The sequence below is a fragment of the Candidatus Dedyshia acidiphila genome (assembly GCF_051025295.1).
Taxonomy (GTDB): domain Bacteria; phylum Acidobacteriota; class Terriglobia; order Terriglobales; family Acidobacteriaceae; genus KBS-83.
Genome location: NZ_JBMGJV010000044.1, coordinates 1 through 20,335 on the forward strand (window position 1 = coordinate 1; position 20,335 = coordinate 20,335).

Sequence of the window (20,335 nt, forward strand, 5' to 3'; positions counted from 1 at the left end):
AAAAAAGCCGACGCTCTCTTCGCGCAACTAATCAAGGCCGCCGGTGGCAATGCGATCTGGTCTATCGCAATCGGGGATGCCTATCGCGATAGTGGGTTCAACGAGGACGCGATTGCCAACTTCAAGCTGGGACTGAAGCAGGACCCGCACGTGCTGCACGGTGAGTTCTTCCTCGGTCTGACGTATCTACAGATGAACGAATGGGGCCCGAGTTCGGAGAGTTTCCAGCACCTGCGCAAGGCCGTCGAGCAGAGCCCGCACGAATACATCAGCAACTTCTACCTCGGTGCGCTCGAGTCAACCGATGGCAGCGATCTTCCCTCCTCCGACCGCCATCTGCATGCGGCCGCCGAAGCGGACCCCTCCGAGCCTGAGGTCTGGCTATACCTGGGAATGAACGCGAATCGCGAACGGAAGACGGCGGATGCGAAGACGTATCTGCAGAAGGCGATCGATCTGACGGGGAGCGATGAGCGCCGCAACAACTACCAGGTGCGCCGCGCATACTTCAGCCTGGGGCGCATCCTGATCGCTGAAGGGCAGCGCGCTCAGGGTGAAGCGCTCCTCGCGCGGTACAAAGCTGCAGAGCAGGCCGCTGTTGCTGAGAGCGGTCAAAGCATCGCGCAACCAGGAACCATGAGCACTGCTGAAAATCCGCTGCGCTCGCTTGTCGCGACCTCGGCACCGCACCCGGCGCTTCCCAATGACGCCGCCTCGGCAGAACAGACAAAGGATCGGCAGCGGCAGGCCGATGTCGAAGACAAGCTGCATCACCTGCTGGCGAGCAGTTGGAATGATCTCGGGACCGCCAAAGCACGAGAGCACGACTATGCAGCGGCATTTCAGGCGTTCCAGAAGTCTCGGCATTGGGATGGTTCCAACGCGGTAGTCATGCGCAACCTGGGCGTCGCCGCCTTCCGGCTGGAAAACAGCGCAGAAGCCGCCCGCGCACTCGAGTCCTATAGCCGAAATCAGAAAGCTGCCGGCAAACTGATGGATCCCTCCGCGCAGCTGATGCTAGCCCTTTCGCAGTTCTCGCTCGGGCACTTCGCCGATGCGGCCGCAAGCTTTGGCGCCATCCAAAATGTCGTGCTGCAGGACCCACGCTCAGCGTACTCCTATGCCTTCTCACTGGCACGGACGGGTCATGCGCAGGAGGCCAATCGCGTAGCGGACACGTTAACTGCACAGCCACTCAGTGCCGATCTGCTGCCGCTCGTCTGCCATGTGTACATGGATACTGAAAATTACAACGGCAGCCGATCCTGTTATCAACGAGCGCTCGAGCAGACGCCGCTCCTGCCGCTCGCGCATTATGAGATTGGAGAGTCACTCATCCGGCTGGACCGTCCGGCCGATGCCATCCCGGAGTTGCGGCAGGAGTTGCGGCTCTCCCCGGACAATCCGAACGTCCTCACGGCTCTCGCCTTCGCGCTGCTTCAAACCTCGCAGAAGGATGAGGCGCGCTCTTTACTTGAGCGCGCTGTCACCACCTCCCCGCAGCACGCGCAGTCTCAATACGAATTGGGCAAGCTACTGCTGGACGACGGAGACGCGGCTGCAGCAATCCCCCACCTCGAGCGCTCCGAGGCGTCAGACACGACCAAAGATTACGTCCACTACCAGTTGGGCGTGGCTTATCGCAAGCTCGGCCGATCCGAAGACGCACAGCGCGAGTTGCGCGCGTATCGCGAGATCAAGGACAGCGCACGCGACATGAACGCAACCCCACACTAATCGGCGGACTGAGTCAGCGACTTAAGCCACGTGGTGCTTCTGCTCTTGGTAGTGCTCAATGTGGTGATAGACCTCATCCGGAAACTTCAGTGTGCGGTAGACGTTTCCGCAATCCGGGTCCTCCGGGCTGGGCAGGATAGGAAACTCCTGCTGCGATTGCCACTCGAGCACACGGTCGCGCCGCGGAGGGTTGTAACCGCGCTCCTCCACCTGAGCCACCATAGTTTCCGCTTCTGCTTGCGCGAAATCCGGGTCGCGCGTCAGCCAGCTCAGTAGCTCGTCGCGCGTAAGGAAGTGCCGGCCGATCATGGTGAACACCAGGCGACCGTAGTGGCCGATGTCCTTGCCTGCATCAAGAGAGTCCAGCAAATGCGCCATCATCGAGTCCTGTCGTAGCTTCTCTTCACCACCGGCGGCGCCTTCTTTTTCAGAGGTATCTGACTGTGGGGGGGTGCTTTGCGGTTGTGCCCCCTGCTTCAACTCAGCCAACTCCGCCTCTGCCTGTTCGGCCCGGGCAAGCGCCTGCTCCAACTTCTGATTCTGACTGGCCATCTGATCTCCTACGCTTTTTATTCGCCTACAGGATCAGATGGGCAAAGGAGCGAAGCCGTTGCACATGGCAACGGCTCAGGCTCATACAGAAGACGTTTGGTTAGTTGATCTCGATCGCATTCACCTGAGCATTGTCCTTGACCGTGGCGAACTGGATCACGATCTGGCCCGAGCCGTTGGCGGTTGCGTTCACGGTCTGGACGATCGCCTTGTTCGCACCACCGGCGCTCGCAATAATGTCAAAGTTTGAGAGCGCCGCACTGCTGTTTACGTTCACGTTGAAGACACGCTGGCCAACAGAGGACCAGTAGGTCTCTGCGAAGTGCAGTTTGACCGTGTGACTCGTGCCTGCGTTGAATCCGCCAATCGTATACGTAAAGTTGCCGAAGCGATTGGTCTGGTACACGGCTTGGCTGGCGGTGTCGCCGGATGGAATGGTGATGGTGTGAGTGGAGGAACTCGTCGTGCCACCAGCGAAATTGACATCCGCGACATAGCTGCCCTGCGCCGCCGAACTCCCTGAGTCGATTGTGACCGCAGAGCTGGTCGTACTGGTGCTTCCCGCGAACGGCAAGGTGAGATAGAGCTGTCCCAATCCGGTGAGCTGGCCCTGGGCGGCGAGCAGGCTCGAGTAGTGAGGATCCGGGCTCACACGGCCTGTGAACCATGCGTACCGGAAGACATCAGCACGCGTCTCACACACGTTCACCATCTCTTGCATCTGCGTTTCCTGCTTGGCGAGTGTGTCAATCTGCGCGCCGTCGGTTTGACTGTGCCAGTTCGCAAATTCTGTGACCCAGAACGGCTTGCCGTATTTCGTCAGACGGGTCAACTGCGAGTCGAGGCCGTAGTCGTACCAGTGGAAACCGATGTAGTCGATGCGTGGCGCACGGCCGCCGTTCGCCGCTTCATACGCCGCATAGAAGGCATCCATCCACACGACCGGGTCCGTGTAGTTCGGCTCTGTGCCCCACGTGATTTGCGGGCCGACAATCTGCACGCCTGTATCCGCGGCCACCGCTTCATACATCGGCCACTGAGAGGCAGCCTGAGACGGAGAACAGTAGGGCTGACCGGAGACACACGCCGCCTGTCCCGAGACATTCGGCTCGTTCAACACGAGCAGATACTTGATCTCGGGATGCGCGAGGATGAACGACTCAACGCTGCTCTTGTTGAAGGAGAAGTTCCAGAGCATGGGGTAATAATCCATGCTGTACGCGCTCAGGTAATTCGAGGGCACGCCGCTGTTCGGCGAAGAGCTCCAATTGTACCACCAGCTCACCCCTGGCGCGAGCGCCTGCATGTCTGCAGAGTTCGACAGGTCGTAGGCGATGCCCCGCTTCGGGCTCTTTGTGGGCGTTGACGCAGCTGCCAGGTTGCCACGCGCGGGAATCGCATTAGCGGCGGTGAAGTTGGACGGCTCGGTGGTGGCGCCGCATCCCGCGAGAAGAGCGGAGGCAGCAAGCACAAGAATTCCACAGGAAGTCTTCATGGGGGAGGAGACCTCTTCCTTTGTCCGCGCACCTTGATGGAAAACACGCGGAGAGATTGAGGTCGAAGTGTAGCCCGCACGAAGCAGGGTAGTCAGCAATAAAACGATTTTCCGGAAATCTTCGGTGCCGGCGTGCCGTTCTTCCACCGAACGGACATCAACGGCTTTCGAATGCAAGTTCCGCAGGAGCGGGTGCGGGATCGTAGTTGAGGGACGGCCCCAGCCAGCGCTCCACCTCCGCGATCGTCATGCCCTTGCGCCGTTGGTAGTCCTCAACCTGATCGCGATCGATCTTGCCCAGGCTGAAATAACGTGCCTGCGGATGTGCGAAGTAAAGACCGCTCACACTGGAGCCAGGCCACATCGCGAATGACTCCGTGATCTCGATACCAGTCTTTGCCTGCACATCCAGGAGAGTCCAGAGAGTTCCCTTCTCTGTGTGATCTGGGCACGCTGGGTATCCGGGCGCTGGCCGAATGCCACGATATGTTTCACTGATCATCTCAGCGGGCGTCAGGTGCTCTTCGCAGCCATAGCCCCATGCTTCACGCGCGAGCTTATGCATATACTCGGCGAACGCCTCGGCCAGCCGGTCGGCGAGAGCCTCCGCCATGATCGCGTTGTAGTCGTCGTGCTCGGCGCGGAACTGGTGCGTAAGCGTCTTCAGTTCCAGACCGCTGGTCACCGCAAAGGCACCGATCGAATCGAGGAAACCGGTCTCGCGTGGGGCGATGAAATCGGCCAGGCAGCGGCACGGCTCATTACCCTCGCGATGCGTCTGCTGGCGAAGAAAATGCAGTCGCGTCAGCACCGTCTGGCGACTGGCATCGGTATAAAGCTCGACATCATCACCGACCGCATTGGCCGGAAACAGCCCGTAAACTCCGCGCGGGTTGAGCAGGCCCTCCGCAATGATCCTGTCGAGGAGCGCATTTCCTTCGTCGAAGATCTGGCGCGCCTGCGCCCCGTGGTCCGGATGCTCGAGGATCCGGGGATAGATGCCGCGCAGCCCCCACGTGTGAAAGAACGGAGACCAGTCGATGTACTCGCGGAGCACCGCGGCGCTCACCTCGACCACGCGGCTTCCGATGAACTTCGGCCTTGCAAGATCTTCAGGACGCCATTCGATGGGTGTCCTGCGGTCGCGTGCGGTCGCCAGTGGAACCGTCTTCGGCCGTGGAGTGGCATACGCCTGACGGATGGTCTCGTACTCCGAGCGCTGTCGCGCGATGAACTCATCGCGCCCATCGTCACTCAACAGGCTCGTGGTCACCGGCACGGCTCGGCTTGCGTCCGCGACGTGCAACACAGGCTGGCCGTAGTGTGGCGCAATCTTGATCGCAGTGTGTGCGCGGCTCGTCGTGGCACCTCCGATAAGGAGGGGCTGGGTAAAACCAAGCCGCTGCATCTCCTTCGCCACATGAACCATCTCGTCGAGCGATGGCGTGATCAGACCACTGAGACCAATGATGTCGGCCTTCTCTGTCTTGGCCCGCTCGAGGATTTTCTCGCAGGACACCATCACGCCCATGTCGATCACGTCGTAGTTGTTGCAGGCGAGCACCACGCCAACGATGTTCTTGCCGATGTCGTGCACGTCACCTTTCACCGTAGCGAGCACGATCTTTCCCTGGGCACGGACCGCTTCCCCCGCGGCAGCCATCGCTGCCTTCTCTGCTTCCATGAAGGGCGTGAGATGTGCGACTGCCTTCTTCATCACTCGCGCTGACTTCACCACCTGAGGCAGAAACATCTTCCCTGCGCCAAACAGGTCACCGACGATGCCCATACCGGCCATCAGCGGTCCTTCGATCACCAGCAGTGGACGGCCCAGCTTCAGCCGCGCCTCCTCGGCATCGGCTTCGATGTGTGTGTCAATGCCTCTTACCAGCGCATGCGCGAGGCGATCCTCGACGCTTCCGCTACGCCACTCTTCTACCTTCTTCTCGGCAACAACAGAGCCCGCCGCCTTGAGCAGTTCGCCGTGGTCAACCAGGCGCTCGGTCGCATCCGGTCGCCGGTTCAGAAGGACATCCTCGACCAGTTCGCGCAACTCCGGCTCGATCTCCTCGTACACCTCGAGCATGCCAGCGTTGACGATGCCCATGTCCATACCTGCAGCAATGGCGTGGTACAGGAAGGCGGAATGCATCGCCTCGCGAACCTTGTTGTTCCCGCGGAACCCGAACGAGATATTGGACACGCCGCCACTTACCTTGGCATGCGGCAGGTTTTGCTTGATCCAGCGCGTCGCCCGTAGGAAATCGACGGCGTAGTTGTTGTGCTCCTCGAGTCCCGTCGCAACGGTCAGGATATTCGGATCGAAGATGATGTCTTCCGGAGGAAAACCGACCTCGTCGACGAGGATGCGATAGGCGCGCTCGCAGATCCGGATCTTCTCTTCGTAGCTTGCTGCCTGGCCCTGCTCATCGAAGGCCATCACGACCACGGCCGCTCCGTAGGTCAACACCGTGGTCGCGTTGCGGCGGAAACGTTCTTCGCCTTCCTTCAGAGAGATCGAGTTGACGATGCCCTTGCCCTGCAGGCACTTCAGGCCGGCTTCGATGACCTCCCACTTTGAGGAGTCCACCATGAACGGCACTTTGGCGACCTCGGGCTCACTCGCCAGCAATTGCAGATAGCGGGTCATTGCGGCTACGCCGTCAATCATTCCCTCGTCCATGCAGATGTCAAGAACATTGGCACCGTTCTCGGCTTGCTGGCGAGCAATGCTGACTGCTTCTTCGTATTTGCCGTCTTTGATCAGCTTCGCAAAGCGCGGCGAACCAGCGACGTTTGTCCGCTCGCCGATCATGATGAAGACGTTCTGCTGCTGCGTGAAGGGCTGCGAACCGGAGAGGCGCAGTGGGCGAAACGTGTAAGGCTCGCTGCTCAAGCGGTCTCCCATCTGCGGGGCGTCTTTCCTTCTACCGCCTTCGCGATCGCGGCAATGTGCTCCGGTGTATTGCCGCAGCACCCGCCCGCGATATTTACCAAGCCCCCATCAGCGAAGTTCCCCAGATGACGACCCATATCCTCCGGACGCAGATCGAAGCCGGTTTCCGACAATGGATTGGGCAGCCCTGCATTCGGATAGCAGGAGATCGCGACGTGGGCCTTCTCCGACAGCTCGCCCAGAAATGGATACATGAGGTCGGGCCCGAGTGAGCAGTTCAGCCCTACTGAGAGCGGCTTCACATGGCGCACCGCATTCCAGAAGGCTTCCGTTGTCTGAGCGGAGATCAGCGTCTCTCCACCGCGACCGACTGCAGCTGAGATCATCACCGGCAACTCACGGCCCTGTTGCGCAAAGACCTCCCGGATGGCGACAAGCGCAGCCTTCGCGTTCAGTGAATCGAAGATCGTTTCCACCAGCAGCACATCGACGCCACCCGCTATCAATGCGCGCACCTGCTGAGCGTAAGCCGTCTTTACCTGGTCGAAGGTCACGACGCGAAAACCCGCATCGTCCGGATCCGGTGAGTTCGAAAGAGATACGGTGAGCGGCCCGATGGCTCCCGCGACAAAACGCTGCCGCCCCGTTGCCGTGCCCACCCGATCTGCCCATTCGCGGCACTGCCTCGCGGACTGCTCGTTGATCTCCCACGCGAGCTCATCGAGGATAGGGTTGTCGATAATCCGCTGGTAGAAGTCCGGATCCTTCCGGCCACCGTGTTCTCGCGGATCGTCAACGAAAAACTCGCTCTGGGTAATGCTGGTCGCGCCAAAAGTATTAGTCTCGATGATGTCAGCGCCCGCCTCAAGAAAGCGGCGATGAATATCGCCGATCATCGCGGGCTGGGTCAGGCTGAAGAGGTCGCCATTGTTCAGCAGATCCTTGCCGGAGTTCTGGAACCGATCTCCCCGGATGTCCGCCTCAGTCATGCCATAGGTGCGGATGGTCGTGCCCATCGCGCCATCGATCACGGCGATGCGTTCCTCAAGCAGCTGCCGCAGCGGATGTATCTGGGCCTCGTTCATCCGTTCCCCCGTGTGCGCGACTGCCGGGCTGGGCGGCGCAACCGCCACGATGCCGCGGGCTGGATCCAGTGTTGACGATCGGCCAAGCCTATCCTGAGCGTCCCGCTCGCATCTGAGCGGGGACCGCAGTGATCTCAATTATATCGTTGGGCCTTCACCTCAGCCGTAGTCATCAGGTACCCCGGAATCAGCAGATGCAAAGGTGAGAGCGTGCGCCCAGACGCCGGCACCGTTCGGTGGTGAGTTGGCTTCTATCTAACTCGATGCCGTTCATCAGAGGTACTCGAACGCCCCCGCCGACGCCGATTGCGAGACCGTCCATTCGGCATCGACAGCGTGAGGGGGAACATGGACAGCCTGCTGCAACACCACTACAGCCTGATCGCATAATCATGAGGCGCGCCCGGGCGCGTAGGCATTGGCAGGGCTCGCGACTCGGTGAGTTCTACACCAACCACTCCGCCGGAACGCTACGACAAGACGTTCGGAGAATCTCGCTGGGTTGTTCACGCCCTGAACGCATTGGTGGTTACGATTGGTATTTGCCACAGCATCGATGCATTTTTCTTTCGATTCAGCACCTCGTACAAAGCGACCTTATCTCCCCAGTTGACAACTCTCGACGCGCACGCCTATGTTCCGTGGTGCCTTGTCAGGCAAACCTTTGTCTCGAGGGTACCTTTCATGAAAGAGCATCCGCTGCAGTTCTCCCCCGCGAAGCGATTCGCCTGCTGCCTGGCCTTGGCCAGTCTCAGCCTGGCGATCGCGTCGATCGGCAGTCCCGCCCACGCCCAAACCACTCCCAACTTCGGTCCGAATGTGTACATCTTCGATCCGAGCACAAGCGGAGCGACGATTTCAAACACGCTCAACTCGCTCTCGAAAGAGGGTCAGTTCAGCACGAACCGCTACGCTGTTCTCTTCAAACCGGGCACTTACAACGGGGTCAGCTCCGAGGTGGGCTACTACGAATCGGTTGCCGGCCTTGGCACCACGCCCGATGCGGTCACCCTCAACGGTGGCGGTGTGTATTCAGACCAGACGGATTCGAATGGGAACATCACCACCAACTTCTGGCGATCGGTCGAGAATATGAAGATTGTTCCGCCGGTCGATCCCAACAGCAATCCAGCCACCTACACCAACCGCTGGGGTGTTTCACAGGGCGCACCATTCCGCCGCATGCATATCGCCTCCGGCAGCCTGGAGTTGACGAACGCTTACTGCGGGTATGCCAGTGGTGGGTTCATCAGCGACTCCGTTATCGATCAGAAGATCGAGTCGTGCTCACAGCAGCAGTGGTATACGCGCAACTCATCCATGGGTAGCTGGACAGGTTCCGTTTGGAACATGGTGTTCTCCGGCGATCTCGGCGCCCCGGCACAGTCCTTCCCGACGCCGCCTTACACCACGCTCCCCAACACCCCTGTCAGCCGTGAGAAGCCTTTTCTCTACATCGACAGCGGCGGCAACTGGAACGTCTTCGTCCCGGGACTGCGCACCAACTCCTCCGGCACAACGTGGAGTAGCGGCGGCAGCCTTGGACCAGGCTACTCGGTTGCGATCAGCAATTTTTTTTATCGCCACGCCTTCAAACACCGTCGCTGATATCAATGCGGCGCTGTCTTCTGGCAAGAATCTGATCCTCACTCCAGGTATTTACAACCTCTCGTCACCGATCAACGTGACGAATGCCAACACGGTCGTGCTCGGCCTCGGCTTCGCCACGCTTTCGTCACAGAGCGGGAATTCGGTGCTGAATGTTGCGGATGTTGACGGCGTGCAGATTGCCGGCCTGCTGATCGATGCCGGTCCCACGAATGCTCCCGTCCTTATGGAGGTTGGCAATGCGTCTGGCGCGCGGGTCGGTCATCAGAACAATCCCACTTCGCTGAACGACATCTTCTTCCGCATCAGCGGCTCGCAACTCGGGCGCGCCACCACCAGTTTGCAGGTGGATAGCGATAACGTCATTCTCGACAACATCTGGGCATGGCGGGCGGATCACGCGGCTAACAGCGGCGACACCGGATGGACCGTCAACACGGCCGCGCACGGCGTCGTTGTGAATGGCGACAACGTCACTGCGCTGGGTCTAGCCGTGGAGCACTATCAGGCCGAACAGGTGCTTTGGAATGGAAGCAATGGTGAGACTATCTTCTACCAGAGCGAATTACCCTACGACGTGCCAAGCCAGAGTGCGTGGGTGAGTGGCTCTGCAAACGGGTATCCCTCGTACGTGGTCGGCAAGTCGGTCTGCTCCCACGAGCTGTACGGCGCCGGCGTATATTCGTACTTCAATCAAGGCGTGAGTATCGTCGAGGACAGCGCGGTCACGGTGCCAAACACAACCGGTGTCGCGGTCAACAGTGCGGTCAGCGTCTTCCTGAATGGCAGCGGGTCGATTACGCACATCGTCAACGACCAGGGTGCGTCTGTGCAGCAGGGTGGCAAGCCCAGCTACCTCACCTCCTACATCGGCAATGGCACCTGCCCGGTCAGCTCAGGAAGCAGTGCGATCGCCATCGACTCGGGCAGCACGTCCGCAGTACAGAGCTTCGTCGCAGATACGGATTTCAGCGGCGGCGGCACCTACTCAACCACGCACACCATCAACACCAACGGCATCACGGGTGCAGCGCCTGCGCAGGTCTATCAAACCGAGCGGCAGGGCGTGTTCACCTATTCCATCAGCGGGTTGACTCCAGGCAGCTCGCATACGGTGAAGCTGCACTTCGCGGAGCTCTACTGGTCGAATCCCGGGCAGCGCGTGTTCAATGTCTCAATCAACACCGCCCAGGTGCTCCCGAATTTCGATGTCGTGCAGGCTGCCGGAGCCAAATACATCCCAGTGGTGAAATCGTTCCCAGCGACAGCGATCAACGGGACAATCACCATCAGCTTCTCCAGAGGCACAGTCGATCAACCGCTGGTGAATGGAATCGAAGTCCAGTAGCTCCCTTCAGAAAGGCCGGGCCTGCGCTGAACCTGCACGGGCCGGCCCTTCTTCAGCTTGCAAGAGCCTGCGCTGTACTTGTGTTGGCGCGGAAGCGCAACAATGCCCCCACCTCTGGCTGCGCTATGTCCCCGGGAAGCACGCGGATCGTCGCTCCCTCCGCAAACGCGCGGCGAAGAAATGCCTCCGTTGCCGGAGCAAAGACATGTAACGGCTGGCCGCACAGATCGCAGATGCCTTCGCTGGTCTCCATGCTGAGGTGATCGCAGGACGTACAGATTCCAGCGCTGGCTGACTTCGTTGCGCTTTCCGGCTTAGCGGGAAGAATGAGCGTGCGCACCTCACCCTGGTCGAGAGAGCGCGCCACATCGCCGAGCCCCACCGCTCCAATCCCACCCCGGGCTGCTTCCCCGGCCACCTGCTCCACGAGTCTGCGCTGTTCTTCCTTCGTTCTGTTTTGCAACAGCGGCTCCACGCGTCCGCGAATCTCTTGCGGTGTGTCGAGCCCCGGGTCCGCCGCGAAGTGTGCGATAAGAATGCGCTGCAACTCCGGGTGAAGCGAAGCTTTGATCGCTGGCCACATCTCATCGCGGCAGCCGATCAGCAAGGCGTCGTAATCGCCATGCTCGCGAAAGTGCTGCAGATGGTCAGCAAGGAACTGGTAGTGTTCGCGGACGTGCTCGCCCACCTGCCGCTCCACATGACTCGACCCACTGGTGCCTGTCGTCCGGATCTTGTCCTTCTCCTCGTCGAGCACGGAGCTGTGTTCGCGTATCACTCCGGCCTGCATCAGTAGCAGTCGGGAGCGATTGCGATCCGTGAGGGCTATGCAGATGCGCTCATCCTGATCGCCTGTGGCAAACAGCGGGAGCAACGTGAAGCTGTGGCCTCTTGTCAGTTGCACGGGATAGTCACCGGGCAGGTCGTACTCGCGCCAGACACCTTCACGCGCGCAAGCGAAGATCACCTTGGCCCGCGATTGATCGCCTTTCATCTGCTCGACAGTATTGAGGATGCGTTCCAGGTCCCGGCGTACCTCCGCAGATGGCGCGCGCAAGCTGCCAAATAGCTGCTGCACCTGCTCTTTCACGGCCATCGGCTCTTCCCGGTGCGACAACTCGGTCGGTGTTCTCGGACCGAAGTAGAAGGACAACGCGTCCGCTTGCTCAGTCCAGAAGGATGCCAGTTGCAACAGCTCTTCTTGTGGAATCATCGTCTGCCTTCCTGTCATCAGCTCGTCCGGTTTACTCCGGCCTGCGCGTCCGTCCGTTCGCTGACGACCTTCTTCTGGCGGCTGCTTTCCTCGGTGCGGGAGTGATTGCTGATCCCCTGCCCTTCACCGCCGGGCGTGCGCGTGGAGAGATCGCCTTCCTCAGCCGCTACTGCCGGCTCGGTGTTCAAACGCGTTGCGCTGTCGGGAAAGCTGCGCGGCGCGCGGTTAGTCCCGGTCTGCGCGTCATCGTTGTTTTCGTAGTTACGCGCGTCTTCGGCTGTGCCTGCGGTCTGCTCCAGTTGATCGGGATCAAGATCAGTTCGGTCGAAATGCCGGTTCTGTTGCGAGGTGGTATGCGGTGTGTCTGCCATTGAAACTCCCTCTGGGCAAGCTGGCCGGCGAAAGGCGAGAATACGTGTCCGTAATGGAGACGTGCCACAACGCTCGATCGCTTCGGCCCTGTTCAGTGGGATGCGAGGCACCGGCCACGAGCAATCCCCAGCGCGACCGACTTCATCCCACCAGCAGAGCCAAGGAGGAGCACAGAATGGAACACAGTGACAAAGGTGCGAGCCGCGCCTCGCTCGATGCGATGCTTGACATGGATGCGCATAACAGAGAGACAGACGCCGAGACGATTCCCGAGGGAGATGCGGAAGCCCATTCGCGCTCTCAGGCGGCGCATCTGCACGAGTCGGGATCGGTTCACACCAAGCCGGCCGGCAACCTGCGCCAGGGCTCTGCTCCCGGTGAGCGGCGCGAACCGCCGCAGGGCGAGCCGAAGCACCAGCAGTGAAGCAGAACGGGCCTGCTATTGGCGGCAGGCCCGTTTCTCGTGCGTCTCCCTAACAAGAGCGGTGCGTTAGCGCAGCTTCTCGGCGACCGACTTCGCCTGTGTAAACAGCGTGAGGTAATCGGGGCCGCCGGCCTTGGAGTCGGTGCCAGACATGTTGAAGCCGCCGAACGGGTGCGCCCCCACCATCGCGCCGGTGCTCTTGCGATTGAAGTAGAGATTACCGACCTGGAAGCTGCGACGCGCATGGTCCAGCTTGCCGCGATCGGTCGAATAGACGGAGCCTGTCAGGCCGTACTCCGTGTCATTCGCCACATTGAGGGCTTCTTCGTAGTTGGCCACGCGCAGAACGGCCAGCACCGGCCCGAAGATCTCTTCCTGCGCGATGCGTGCTGTGGGAGCGACATTGGCAATGACGGTGGGCTGGACGAAGTAGCCGGCCTCGAGATCAGTCACGCGGCCTCCGCCGGTAAGCAGCCTGCCTTCGCTGCTGCCAATCTTGATGTAGTCGAGCACGCGGTTGAGCGCGGCCTCATTCACCACCGGGCCGATGTAGACGTTGCTGGCTGGATCCCCGACCTTGAGCTGCTCCACGCGATCCTGCAGCCGCTCGAGGAACGAGTCGTAGATCGTCTCCTCCACGATGGCACGCGAGCACGCCGAGCACTTCTGCCCATTGAACCCGAAGGCCGAAGCGACCACACCTTCGACGGCTGCGTCGATATCCGCGTCCGCACAGACGATGATCGCGTCCTTGCCGCCCAGTTCCAGGATGGTGCGCTTGATCCAGCGCTGCCCCGGCTGCGTGCGTGCGGCGCGCTCATGGATCTCGAGCCCAACCTTCTTCGAGCCGGTGAATGCGACAAAGCGCGTCCGTGCGTCTTCGACCAGCGCTCGACCTGTTTCGGGTCCACCCTGCACCAGGTTGACGACGCCCGCCGGCATGCCTGCTTCTTCGAGCACATCCAGGAATCGCGCAGCGATGGTGGGCGCATCGGTCGAGGGCTTCACCACGACCGTGTTGCCGCACACGATAGCGGCCGTCGTCATGCCCGCCATGATCGCGAGCGGGAAGTTCCACGGCGGGATCACGGCACCAACGCCGAGCGGGACATGGATCAGTTCGTTGCGCTCACCCGGGTACTGGATAGGCGGCGTCGAGCCAGAGAGGCGCAGTGCCTCGCGCGCGTAGAACTCGAGGAAGTCAATGGTCTCCGCAACGTCCGCATCCGCCTCGGCCCAGTTCTTGCCGACCTCATAAACCAACCAGGCACAGAACTCGAACTTCCGCTCGCGGATGATCTCTGCACCCCGAAGGAGGAGCGAAGCGCGTTCCTCGGTGGGCACGAACTGCCAGGTCGCAAAGGCGCGTTCTCCTGCCGCCAGTGCCTGGTCCACATGCGCCGCATCCGCCACCTGGTGCAGGCCGACGACCTGCGATGGCCTTGCAGGATTGGTCGAGTGCAGCTTCTGCGCGGTACGGACGCGCTCGCCGCCAATCACCAGTTCGTATTCGTGGCCGAGCATCTCACCCACGCGCTCAAGCGCAGTGCGCATGGCGTGCTCGTTGGTGGATGTCTGAAAATTGGTGAACGGCTCATTGCGGAACTCGCCGCGAGGCGCCATCGGCAGGATGGTAGAGGAAAGATTGGCGGTTGCCATAACTAATTAGTGTAGCGCAGCGAAACCAGCGGGTATCACTACCCTGATGGCTCTCGAACTGGAACAAGCGTTGACGATTACGAACTAATCGGCAGGCTCGGATATGGCGGCTAGGTGAGGTTTCCGGGTGCGTCACACCATATCCGATTTGTCGACGCGATGAAACTGCTGCGCAGCGGCGGCGCCCATGCAGCGGGTGGTTGCGCCATAGTCTGTCTCGGGTCACGAGGGCCGGATAGCGCTCAGGCGGCCAGTCGCTGCTGCCGCCGGCTCTCCACCCCGTCGAGCGCCTGCCACAAGGACCGCGCAGCTGCTTCGGCCGCTTCCAATGCGCCCTCCGCATCGTCCGGGTGAGCCGTCAACTCCGTCTCAATCGCCTCACGCCACACCTGAGCGTGATGCACATCCGCCGTCCGGTGCAGGGTAAAGTACCGTGCAGTCGCAGCGTCGGCAGCGTAGTGATCCGTCAGCCCCTCCGCCTTGGTGCGGGCGATTGCCGGCACGCGTGACTCATACGCGAAGAGCGCGGTCAGGGCGGCGGCAGGTGAGCCCTGCATCGCCATGCGAAAGTGCAAGACCAGCGCTGCCGTCTCGGACGCGACGGCTCTCGTGCGCACAGCCACCGCATCCGCGCCCATCCCGGTAGCGAAATCCATCCAAATATCGCTGTGCGGACGCCCGTGCGGCAGTCCCTCTTCATCCGCGAGATTCTCGAGCACGGTCCGGCGCAGCGCACTATCTTCCAGCCGCGCATGCAATGCGCTCAGATAAGTGGGAAAGGCCGAGACATGGTGCCAGTACTCCGACGCGTACTCGCGCAAATCCTTGCGCGTGAGCTCGCCCTTCGACCAGGCTTGGTAGAACGGGTGCTCGAGCAGGTTGAACCCATCCACCCGGGCATCGAGCGAGGCGAAGAAGGAAGCAGCGTTGAAGCAGGGCATGAGCAGAGGTCTCCTCAAATGTCGTCAGCGAAGGTAGACGGATTGTAGCAACTGCAAGCGTCTGTCGAGGGGCACTCTTTCGCGCCTCCCGGTGATCGCGATAGATTGACAGGAAAGGAGCTCGAGCCATGAGCAGCACAGCAGCAGCAACGCAGAACTGGGTCGTCAGATCTGCAGAGGAACACGCTGCCCGGCTTGACCGGCTGGCCGCAGTGGCCATTGAGGTCGGCCTGGGGCTGGCCGAGGGGCAGGAGCTGCTGATTTCGGCATCACTGGATGCAGTGCCTCTGGTGCGGCGGATCACCGAGCACGCGTATCGGGCAGGCGCCACACTCGTGACGACGCTCTACAGCGATGACGAAGCAACGCTGGCCCGCTATCAGTACGCGCGCGATAGCAGCTTCGATAGCGCAGCCACCTGGCTGCAGGATGGCATCGCGCAGGCCTTTCGAAGCAATGTGGCGCGCATGGCCATCGCGGGCGCCAATCCGAATCTGCTTGCCAAGGAGGATCCGGAGAAGGTCGGCCGCGCCAATCGAGCCTTTTCAAAGGCGAATCGCCCCGCGATGGAGTTGATCACCCGCCACTCGATCAACTGGACCATCGTCGCGGCGGCTACCCCCGCATGGGCCGCTGCCGTTTTCCCAAACGACCCGGAGTCGGTCGCCGTAGCGAAGCTCTGGGATGCGATCTTCGCCGCATCCCGCGTCGATGCCTCGGATCCTGTAGCAGCGTGGCGCGCGCACGATGACGGGCTGCGCCAGCGCGCTGGCTTCCTCAACGACCATCGCTACAGTGCGCTTCACTTCCGTGGACCCGGCACCGATCTACGCGTTGGCCTCGCTGACGACCACCGCTGGATGGGCGGTGGCACCACGGCCGGCAATGGCCTGGCGTGCATCCCAAACATTCCGACCGAAGAGGTCTTTACCACGCCACATTGCCAGCGGGTCGAGGGCACCGTCACCAGCACCAAGCCGCTCTCATATCAAGGCACGCTGATCTCGGGCATTCGTGTTCGCTTCGCTGAAGGCCGCGTGGTCGAAACGCATGCCGACCAGGGAGAGGCTGTGCTGCGCAAGATGATCGAGACGGACGCGGGGGCCAGCCGACTGGGCGAGGTCGCCCTGGTACCGCACTCTTCTCCAATTGCGAAGAGCGGGCTCCTCTTCTCAAACACGCTCTTCGACGAGAACGCAGCCAGCCACATCGCGCTCGGCCAGGCTTACAGCACCTGCGTCGCAGGCGGAGAGAGCATGGATGCCGCAGCCCTGGCGGAGAAGGGCGCCAACGACAGCCTGATCCACGTGGACTGGATGATCGGCTCGGGCGAGATCGATCTCGATGGCATCACGCAGGCGGGTACACCGGAGCCGCTGATGCGCAAGGGCGAGTGGGTCTAGCGCCCCGTCTGCGCATCCTCTGAAGCCAGTCGGCAGGGACTACGTGCCAGCGGTGATCTTGTCGGTCTCGCGCGACATCGTCGCGGTGCGCTCGAGCTTGTCCCAGTTGAAGGGACGCCCATCGATCGCTCGCTTGATGGTCTTAAACAGCACAATCGAGAAGACCTGGCGATAAGCAAAACGCTGCAGCCAGATGTGGAAGAGCAGCCAGCCATCGCCGCGCTTTGCCGGATGCTTGCGCTCGAGTGAAAACGCAAGCGCCGATGTGACGAAATCGATGATGAGGAACGTGAGGAAGTAAACCAGCAGCCTCTCGAATCCCGCAGCGCTGGCCGCGTCGGGATGGAAGTAGCGATCCAGCAGGTAGTGGACGGTGCCCGCGACGAACATCAGGTCGATGAACGGCGAGACCAGGGGCAGCAGGATCTGGAAGATCAGGATGTTCGGCAGCGCGAACAATCCCATCGCGCGATTTTTCGTGAACGCCTGCTTGTGTTTGAAGATTGCCTGCAGCGTGCCGAAGGACCAACGGAAGCGCTGCCGCATCAGGCCGCGCGCATCGATGGGCGCCTCTGTAAACGCCAGCGACCGATCCTCGTAGATCACCTTGTAGCCCTGCTCGAGCAGGTTCATGGTCAGGTCAGCGTCTTCGGCCACTGTGTTGACCGGATACCCGCCGCGCGCCGCACGGGTTCGGTCCGCCATGCACCGATCGCACCCGGCACCACCGTCACCACATTGAACAGATCGAGAGCGCGTCGCTCGAAGTTCTGACTGGTGATGTACTCGAGCGCCTGCCAGCGCGTCCACAGGTTCACGCGATTTCCGACCTTGGCGTTCCCTGCGACTGCGCCCACCTGCGGATCGGCGAAGTGCACCACCAACTTCGAGACAGCATCACGCGCGATCACCGTATCGGCATCGATGCCGACGTAATAATCCTCGGTCAGACGGTTGATCGCGTAGTTGAGCGCCTCCGCCTTGCCCGCATTCGCCTTACGGAGCACCTGCAGCCGACCGGATGCAATCTCGTCGCGGTAGGCCTCGCACGCGATGTCGTAGGTAGCATCCTTCGATCCATCATCGATCACGATCGCGTGCAGTGCCTCGTAGTCGGAGTTGAGCACCGACCGAATGGTGCGCACGATCACCTTCTCCTCGTTATAAGCCGGTATCAGCACGGCCACGCGGGGCATGAACCCACCGGGCACCTGCGGGATCTCACGATGGCGCAGGCGATCGATCAGCGCAAAGACCCCGATGAGCACGAGACGCGCGCTCATCAGCACATCGCCGAGGAAGAAGACCACCACGACGAAGCGGCTGAAGAAGGCAAACATGGTGAACGCGACCGAATCAACCCGCGCCTGCCAGCGCTGATGCGGTGTGAGAGCGGGCATCACCTGTGCCGTCGTGCGGCCCATCAATTCAGACACGGGTACGATTTCGTAGTGGTTCGCGCGAAGCGTGTCGATAAGCAGAGGCAGCGCTGCCACTGTCGCCGAGCGGTCGCCACCGCCGTCATGCAGCAGGATGATTGACCCCCGAAACTGTGGCCGAGTCTTCATAATCCGCAGTTGCTCCATCACGTTCCACGTGATCTCCTGCGGGGTTTTGCGCGGGCGTTCGTTCCAGTCATCGGTATCGATCTTGTCGCCAATGATGGTGTAGCCCATCTGCTGAATGCGGTACGCGGGCGCGGCCTGGTCGTTCGTGTCCGGCTCCTGATCGATCGAGTAGGGCGGGCGGAAATAAAGCGGCTTCACGCCCAGCTTGCTCGCGAACAAGCGCTCTGTCAGGTTCAGCTCGAGCTCGATCTGCCGCGCAGGAATTTCGCTGACATCCGGGTGCGTGAAGGTGTGATTGCCGATCTCATGCCCTTCACGCACATACCGGCGCAGCAGCCCGACATTGTTCTGCGCGTCTTCGCCAATCACCATGAATGCGGCGTGAACGTTGCGCTGGCGCAGGATGTCGAGGACCTTCGGTGTCCACTTCGGATCGGGACCATCATCAAAGCTAAGCGCGACTTTGTTCGGGTGATAGCCGTAGTACTCGATCGTGTACGGCTGGGGATACGCCTGCATGTGCTCGTCGGTTGCGGTCTGGTTCTCCGCATCCATGTCGATGGTGCGCGAGCCTGGATGAGGCACGCCCGTGATGCGCAGGATGTCTCCCTCTCCGTCGCTGTTCACGTCATTGCCGGGCGGGATCTTCTCGAGGGACTTCTGAATGTCCGGCGCACTCGGCCGCTCCCAGACATTCCAGAGCGACGGGTCTTCCGTACCGAGTGCCCACACTGCAAACGTCTGCAGCCCCATGGCACGCGCTGCGCGCATCTCGTTCAGTGCGGATACGGAATCGAGCATCCACACCTGGTGCCGCACATGCTCGTCTTCATCGTCATACGCGAAGTGCGGATTCAACTCGTCGCCGGCGAAGGTCAGGTCGGACTCCGAGTCGTTCGCCTGCTGCCAGGCATCCTGCACGCTTAGCGACTCAACGTCCATGACCTTTTGCGAGGCCCGCCCGTGCGCATCTGGCAACGGCACTGTCCAGTTGTACGCATAGTTGCCGATGGCACAGATCAGGCGCTGCTTTGGCACTACCTTCATCACACGCTGAAGGTTCTGCTCGAACCAGTCCTGCGCAGCGATCGGCCCCGGCTCGGAGGTATTCTCGTGCTCGTCGTAGTTCATCAGCACGATGCCGTCCGTGTGTGCCGCTTCAAACCGCAGCATCTTGGTATCGGTCGACGTTGGCGTATTGACGTAGAGCCGTAGATTGCGACTGGCGAAGTCGGTGTACAACTCCGCCATCAACGACTGATAACCTGCTTCGGCGGTTTGCGGAACCTCTTCGAAATCGAGTGAAATACCACGGTAGCTCGGGTTGGCCGCCAAGAAGCGATCGAGTTCTCCGCGCAGGTGCTGCCGGGCTGCCGGATTGTTCAGCACCTGGCCGATGACGGGGTCCCACATGCCGGTCGTGATGTTGTAATTGCGGATCAGCGGGAAGATTTCGGTGTCTTCATGCGCGTTAGCGATCGCCTGCGCAACCTTGTTATCCGGATCGACGCCGTGCACGGTCCCGCTCGCATCGACAATGCGATAGGTGTGCGCTGGAGCCATTGAAACCGCACCCAGCAGTTCTCCGCTTGCGTCGTTGACGTTCAGCCACACCGGGAAGAGCAGATCCACCTGATGGATATGCTGCTTCAGAGACGCATAGCTGGCTGGATTGTCGTCTGTATAGAAGGCGGCGCGCAGTCCCTCGCCCGTATTCAGCGGCACATCCGAAGGCCGCCGGTTCGACCGCCTGCGCGCAGCCTTCAAAGCACGCGTGCGCGACTCAGCAGTCTGCCGCCCCTTCACGGCTTTGTAGTTTCTCTTCTGTTGCGGCAGCAGCAGATCGGGGAGCTGCTCCCGATGGATCACCCCGATAAAGAACGCAATCAGCAGCAATGTGGAAGCAAGCGCCGTGAAGTCAAAAATGCGGCGGAGACGCTTCCATCGCTTGCGCTCGGGATCATAAAAGATCTGCTTGCTCATGGTAGTCGGGGCGTCTGAAGACAGACTATCGCGAACCGCTAACGTCCGTCG

15 protein-coding genes and 1 pseudogene are annotated in these 20,335 nt (G+C 61.0%); 5 read left to right on the forward strand and 11 right to left on the reverse strand.

Translation table 11 applies throughout. The features are described 5' to 3' along the window. A partial coding sequence (locus AC5IJH_RS15410; protein WP_491903719.1) for a tetratricopeptide repeat protein occupies positions 1 to 1,737 on the forward strand: 1,737 nt, incomplete at its 5' end. A 21-nt stretch (positions 1,738 to 1,758) separates the two neighbouring features. On the opposite strand, the gene AC5IJH_RS15415 is transcribed toward AC5IJH_RS15410, so the two are convergent. The 5 genes and pseudogenes from AC5IJH_RS15415 to AC5IJH_RS15435 all read right to left on the reverse strand — a co-directional run bounded on the left by AC5IJH_RS15415 (position 1,759) and on the right by AC5IJH_RS15435 (position 7,765). Next, positions 1,759 to 2,289 carry a hypothetical protein gene (locus AC5IJH_RS15415; protein WP_491903720.1) on the reverse strand — a complete coding sequence of 177 codons (531 nt, stop codon included), beginning with the start codon at positions 2,287 to 2,289 and terminating at the stop codon, positions 1,759 to 1,761. A 100-nt stretch (positions 2,290 to 2,389) separates the two neighbouring features. Further along, positions 2,390 to 2,884: a malectin domain-containing carbohydrate-binding protein gene (locus AC5IJH_RS15420; protein ID WP_491903744.1), complete on the reverse strand. Its 495-nt coding sequence runs from the start codon at positions 2,882 to 2,884 to the stop codon at positions 2,390 to 2,392. Beyond that, positions 2,858 to 3,784: pseudogene (locus AC5IJH_RS15425) on the reverse strand (glycosyl hydrolase); the annotation flags it as partial. The gene AC5IJH_RS15420 and the pseudogene AC5IJH_RS15425, both read right to left, overlap by 27 nt. A gap of 157 nt (positions 3,785 to 3,941) precedes the next feature. After that, complete coding sequence (gene metH, locus AC5IJH_RS15430; protein WP_491903721.1) at positions 3,942 to 6,692, reverse strand: methionine synthase; 2,751 nt, start codon at positions 6,690 to 6,692, stop codon at positions 3,942 to 3,944. Next, positions 6,677 to 7,765, reverse strand: a complete 1,089-nt coding sequence (locus tag AC5IJH_RS15435; RefSeq protein ID WP_491903722.1) for a homocysteine S-methyltransferase family protein — start codon at positions 7,763 to 7,765, stop codon at positions 6,677 to 6,679. The genes metH and AC5IJH_RS15435 overlap by 16 nt, the downstream gene beginning before the upstream one ends. Positions 7,766 to 8,449: 684 nt before the next feature. On the opposite strand from AC5IJH_RS15435, the gene AC5IJH_RS15440 reads away from it, so the two are divergent. Both AC5IJH_RS15440 and AC5IJH_RS15445 read left to right on the forward strand, forming a co-directional pair. Next, positions 8,450 to 9,373: a hypothetical protein gene (locus AC5IJH_RS15440; protein ID WP_491903723.1), complete on the forward strand. Its 924-nt coding sequence runs from the start codon at positions 8,450 to 8,452 to the stop codon at positions 9,371 to 9,373. Next, positions 9,324 to 10,721, forward strand: coding sequence for a pectate lyase-like domain-containing protein (locus AC5IJH_RS15445; RefSeq protein WP_491903724.1), 1,398 nt, complete (start codon positions 9,324 to 9,326; stop codon positions 10,719 to 10,721). Before AC5IJH_RS15440 ends, AC5IJH_RS15445 begins: the two co-directional genes overlap by 50 nt. A gap of 52 nt (positions 10,722 to 10,773) precedes the next feature. On the opposite strand, the gene AC5IJH_RS15450 is transcribed toward AC5IJH_RS15445, so the two are convergent. Together AC5IJH_RS15450 and AC5IJH_RS15455 are read right to left on the reverse strand one after the other, a co-directional pair. Beyond that, on the reverse strand, positions 10,774 to 11,934 hold the full coding sequence (locus AC5IJH_RS15450; RefSeq protein WP_491903725.1) for a baeRF10 domain-containing protein: 1,161 nt from the start codon (positions 11,932 to 11,934) through the stop codon (positions 10,774 to 10,776). Between the two features lie 17 nt (positions 11,935 to 11,951). Continuing rightward, positions 11,952 to 12,305: a hypothetical protein gene (locus AC5IJH_RS15455; RefSeq protein WP_491903726.1), complete on the reverse strand. Its 354-nt coding sequence runs from the start codon at positions 12,303 to 12,305 to the stop codon at positions 11,952 to 11,954. Between the two features lie 176 nt (positions 12,306 to 12,481). Between AC5IJH_RS15455 and AC5IJH_RS15460 the strand changes: the two genes are divergently transcribed. Next, complete coding sequence (locus tag AC5IJH_RS15460) at positions 12,482 to 12,730, forward strand: hypothetical protein (protein ID WP_491903727.1); 249 nt, start codon at positions 12,482 to 12,484, stop codon at positions 12,728 to 12,730. Positions 12,731 to 12,796: 66 nt separating this feature from the next. On the opposite strand, the gene pruA is transcribed toward AC5IJH_RS15460, so the two are convergent. Both pruA and AC5IJH_RS15470 read right to left on the reverse strand, forming a co-directional pair. Further along, complete coding sequence (pruA, locus tag AC5IJH_RS15465) at positions 12,797 to 14,389, reverse strand: L-glutamate gamma-semialdehyde dehydrogenase (protein WP_491903728.1); 1,593 nt, start codon at positions 14,387 to 14,389, stop codon at positions 12,797 to 12,799. 242 nt (positions 14,390 to 14,631) lie between these two features. Next, positions 14,632 to 15,330 (reverse strand): CADD family putative folate metabolism protein, encoded by a 699-nt coding sequence (locus tag AC5IJH_RS15470; protein WP_491903729.1) that lies wholly within the window; start codon positions 15,328 to 15,330, stop codon positions 14,632 to 14,634. Positions 15,331 to 15,458: 128 nt separating this feature from the next. Here AC5IJH_RS15470 and AC5IJH_RS15475 point away from each other — a divergent pair, with 128 nt between their 5' ends. Continuing rightward, positions 15,459 to 16,733: an aminopeptidase gene (locus tag AC5IJH_RS15475; protein WP_491903730.1), complete on the forward strand. Its 1,275-nt coding sequence runs from the start codon at positions 15,459 to 15,461 to the stop codon at positions 16,731 to 16,733. Positions 16,734 to 16,772: 39 nt separating this feature from the next. Here AC5IJH_RS15475 and AC5IJH_RS15480 read toward each other — a convergent pair whose 3' ends face one another. Both AC5IJH_RS15480 and AC5IJH_RS15485 read right to left on the reverse strand, forming a co-directional pair. Continuing rightward, positions 16,773 to 17,438, reverse strand: a complete 666-nt coding sequence (locus AC5IJH_RS15480; protein ID WP_491903731.1) for a glycosyltransferase family 2 protein — start codon at positions 17,436 to 17,438, stop codon at positions 16,773 to 16,775. Continuing rightward, positions 17,369 to 20,284, reverse strand: a complete 2,916-nt coding sequence (locus AC5IJH_RS15485; RefSeq protein ID WP_491903732.1) for a polysaccharide deacetylase family protein — start codon at positions 20,282 to 20,284, stop codon at positions 17,369 to 17,371. Before AC5IJH_RS15485 ends, AC5IJH_RS15480 begins: the two co-directional genes overlap by 70 nt. Between the last annotated feature and the right edge of the window lie 51 nt (positions 20,285 to 20,335).

What these genes read in the sequence shown, in the direction of transcription:
- AC5IJH_RS15415 (WP_491903720.1), bottom strand. Translation starts at nt 2,289, where the DNA reads ATGGCCAGTCAGAATCAGAAGTTGGAGCAGGCGCTTGCCCGGGCCGAA.
- metH (WP_491903721.1), bottom strand. Translation starts at nt 6,692, where the DNA reads ATGGGAGACCGCTTGAGCAGCGAGCCTTACACGTTTCGCCCACTGCGC.
- AC5IJH_RS15435 (WP_491903722.1), bottom strand. Translation starts at nt 7,765, where the DNA reads ATGAACGAGGCCCAGATACATCCGCTGCGGCAGCTGCTTGAGGAACGC.
- AC5IJH_RS15440 (WP_491903723.1), top strand. Translation starts at nt 8,450, where the DNA reads ATGAAAGAGCATCCGCTGCAGTTCTCCCCCGCGAAGCGATTCGCCTGC.
- AC5IJH_RS15450 (WP_491903725.1), bottom strand. Translation starts at nt 11,934, where the DNA reads ATGATTCCACAAGAAGAGCTGTTGCAACTGGCATCCTTCTGGACTGAG.
- AC5IJH_RS15455 (WP_491903726.1), bottom strand. Translation starts at nt 12,305, where the DNA reads ATGGCAGACACACCGCATACCACCTCGCAACAGAACCGGCATTTCGAC.
- AC5IJH_RS15460 (WP_491903727.1), top strand. Translation starts at nt 12,482, where the DNA reads ATGGAACACAGTGACAAAGGTGCGAGCCGCGCCTCGCTCGATGCGATG.
- pruA (WP_491903728.1), bottom strand. Translation starts at nt 14,389, where the DNA reads ATGGCAACCGCCAATCTTTCCTCTACCATCCTGCCGATGGCGCCTCGC.
- AC5IJH_RS15470 (WP_491903729.1), bottom strand. Translation starts at nt 15,330, where the DNA reads ATGCCCTGCTTCAACGCTGCTTCCTTCTTCGCCTCGCTCGATGCCCGG.
- AC5IJH_RS15475 (WP_491903730.1), top strand. Translation starts at nt 15,459, where the DNA reads ATGAGCAGCACAGCAGCAGCAACGCAGAACTGGGTCGTCAGATCTGCA.
- AC5IJH_RS15480 (WP_491903731.1), bottom strand. Translation starts at nt 17,438, where the DNA reads ATGGCGGACCGAACCCGTGCGGCGCGCGGCGGGTATCCGGTCAACACA.
- AC5IJH_RS15485 (WP_491903732.1), bottom strand. Translation starts at nt 20,284, where the DNA reads ATGAGCAAGCAGATCTTTTATGATCCCGAGCGCAAGCGATGGAAGCGT.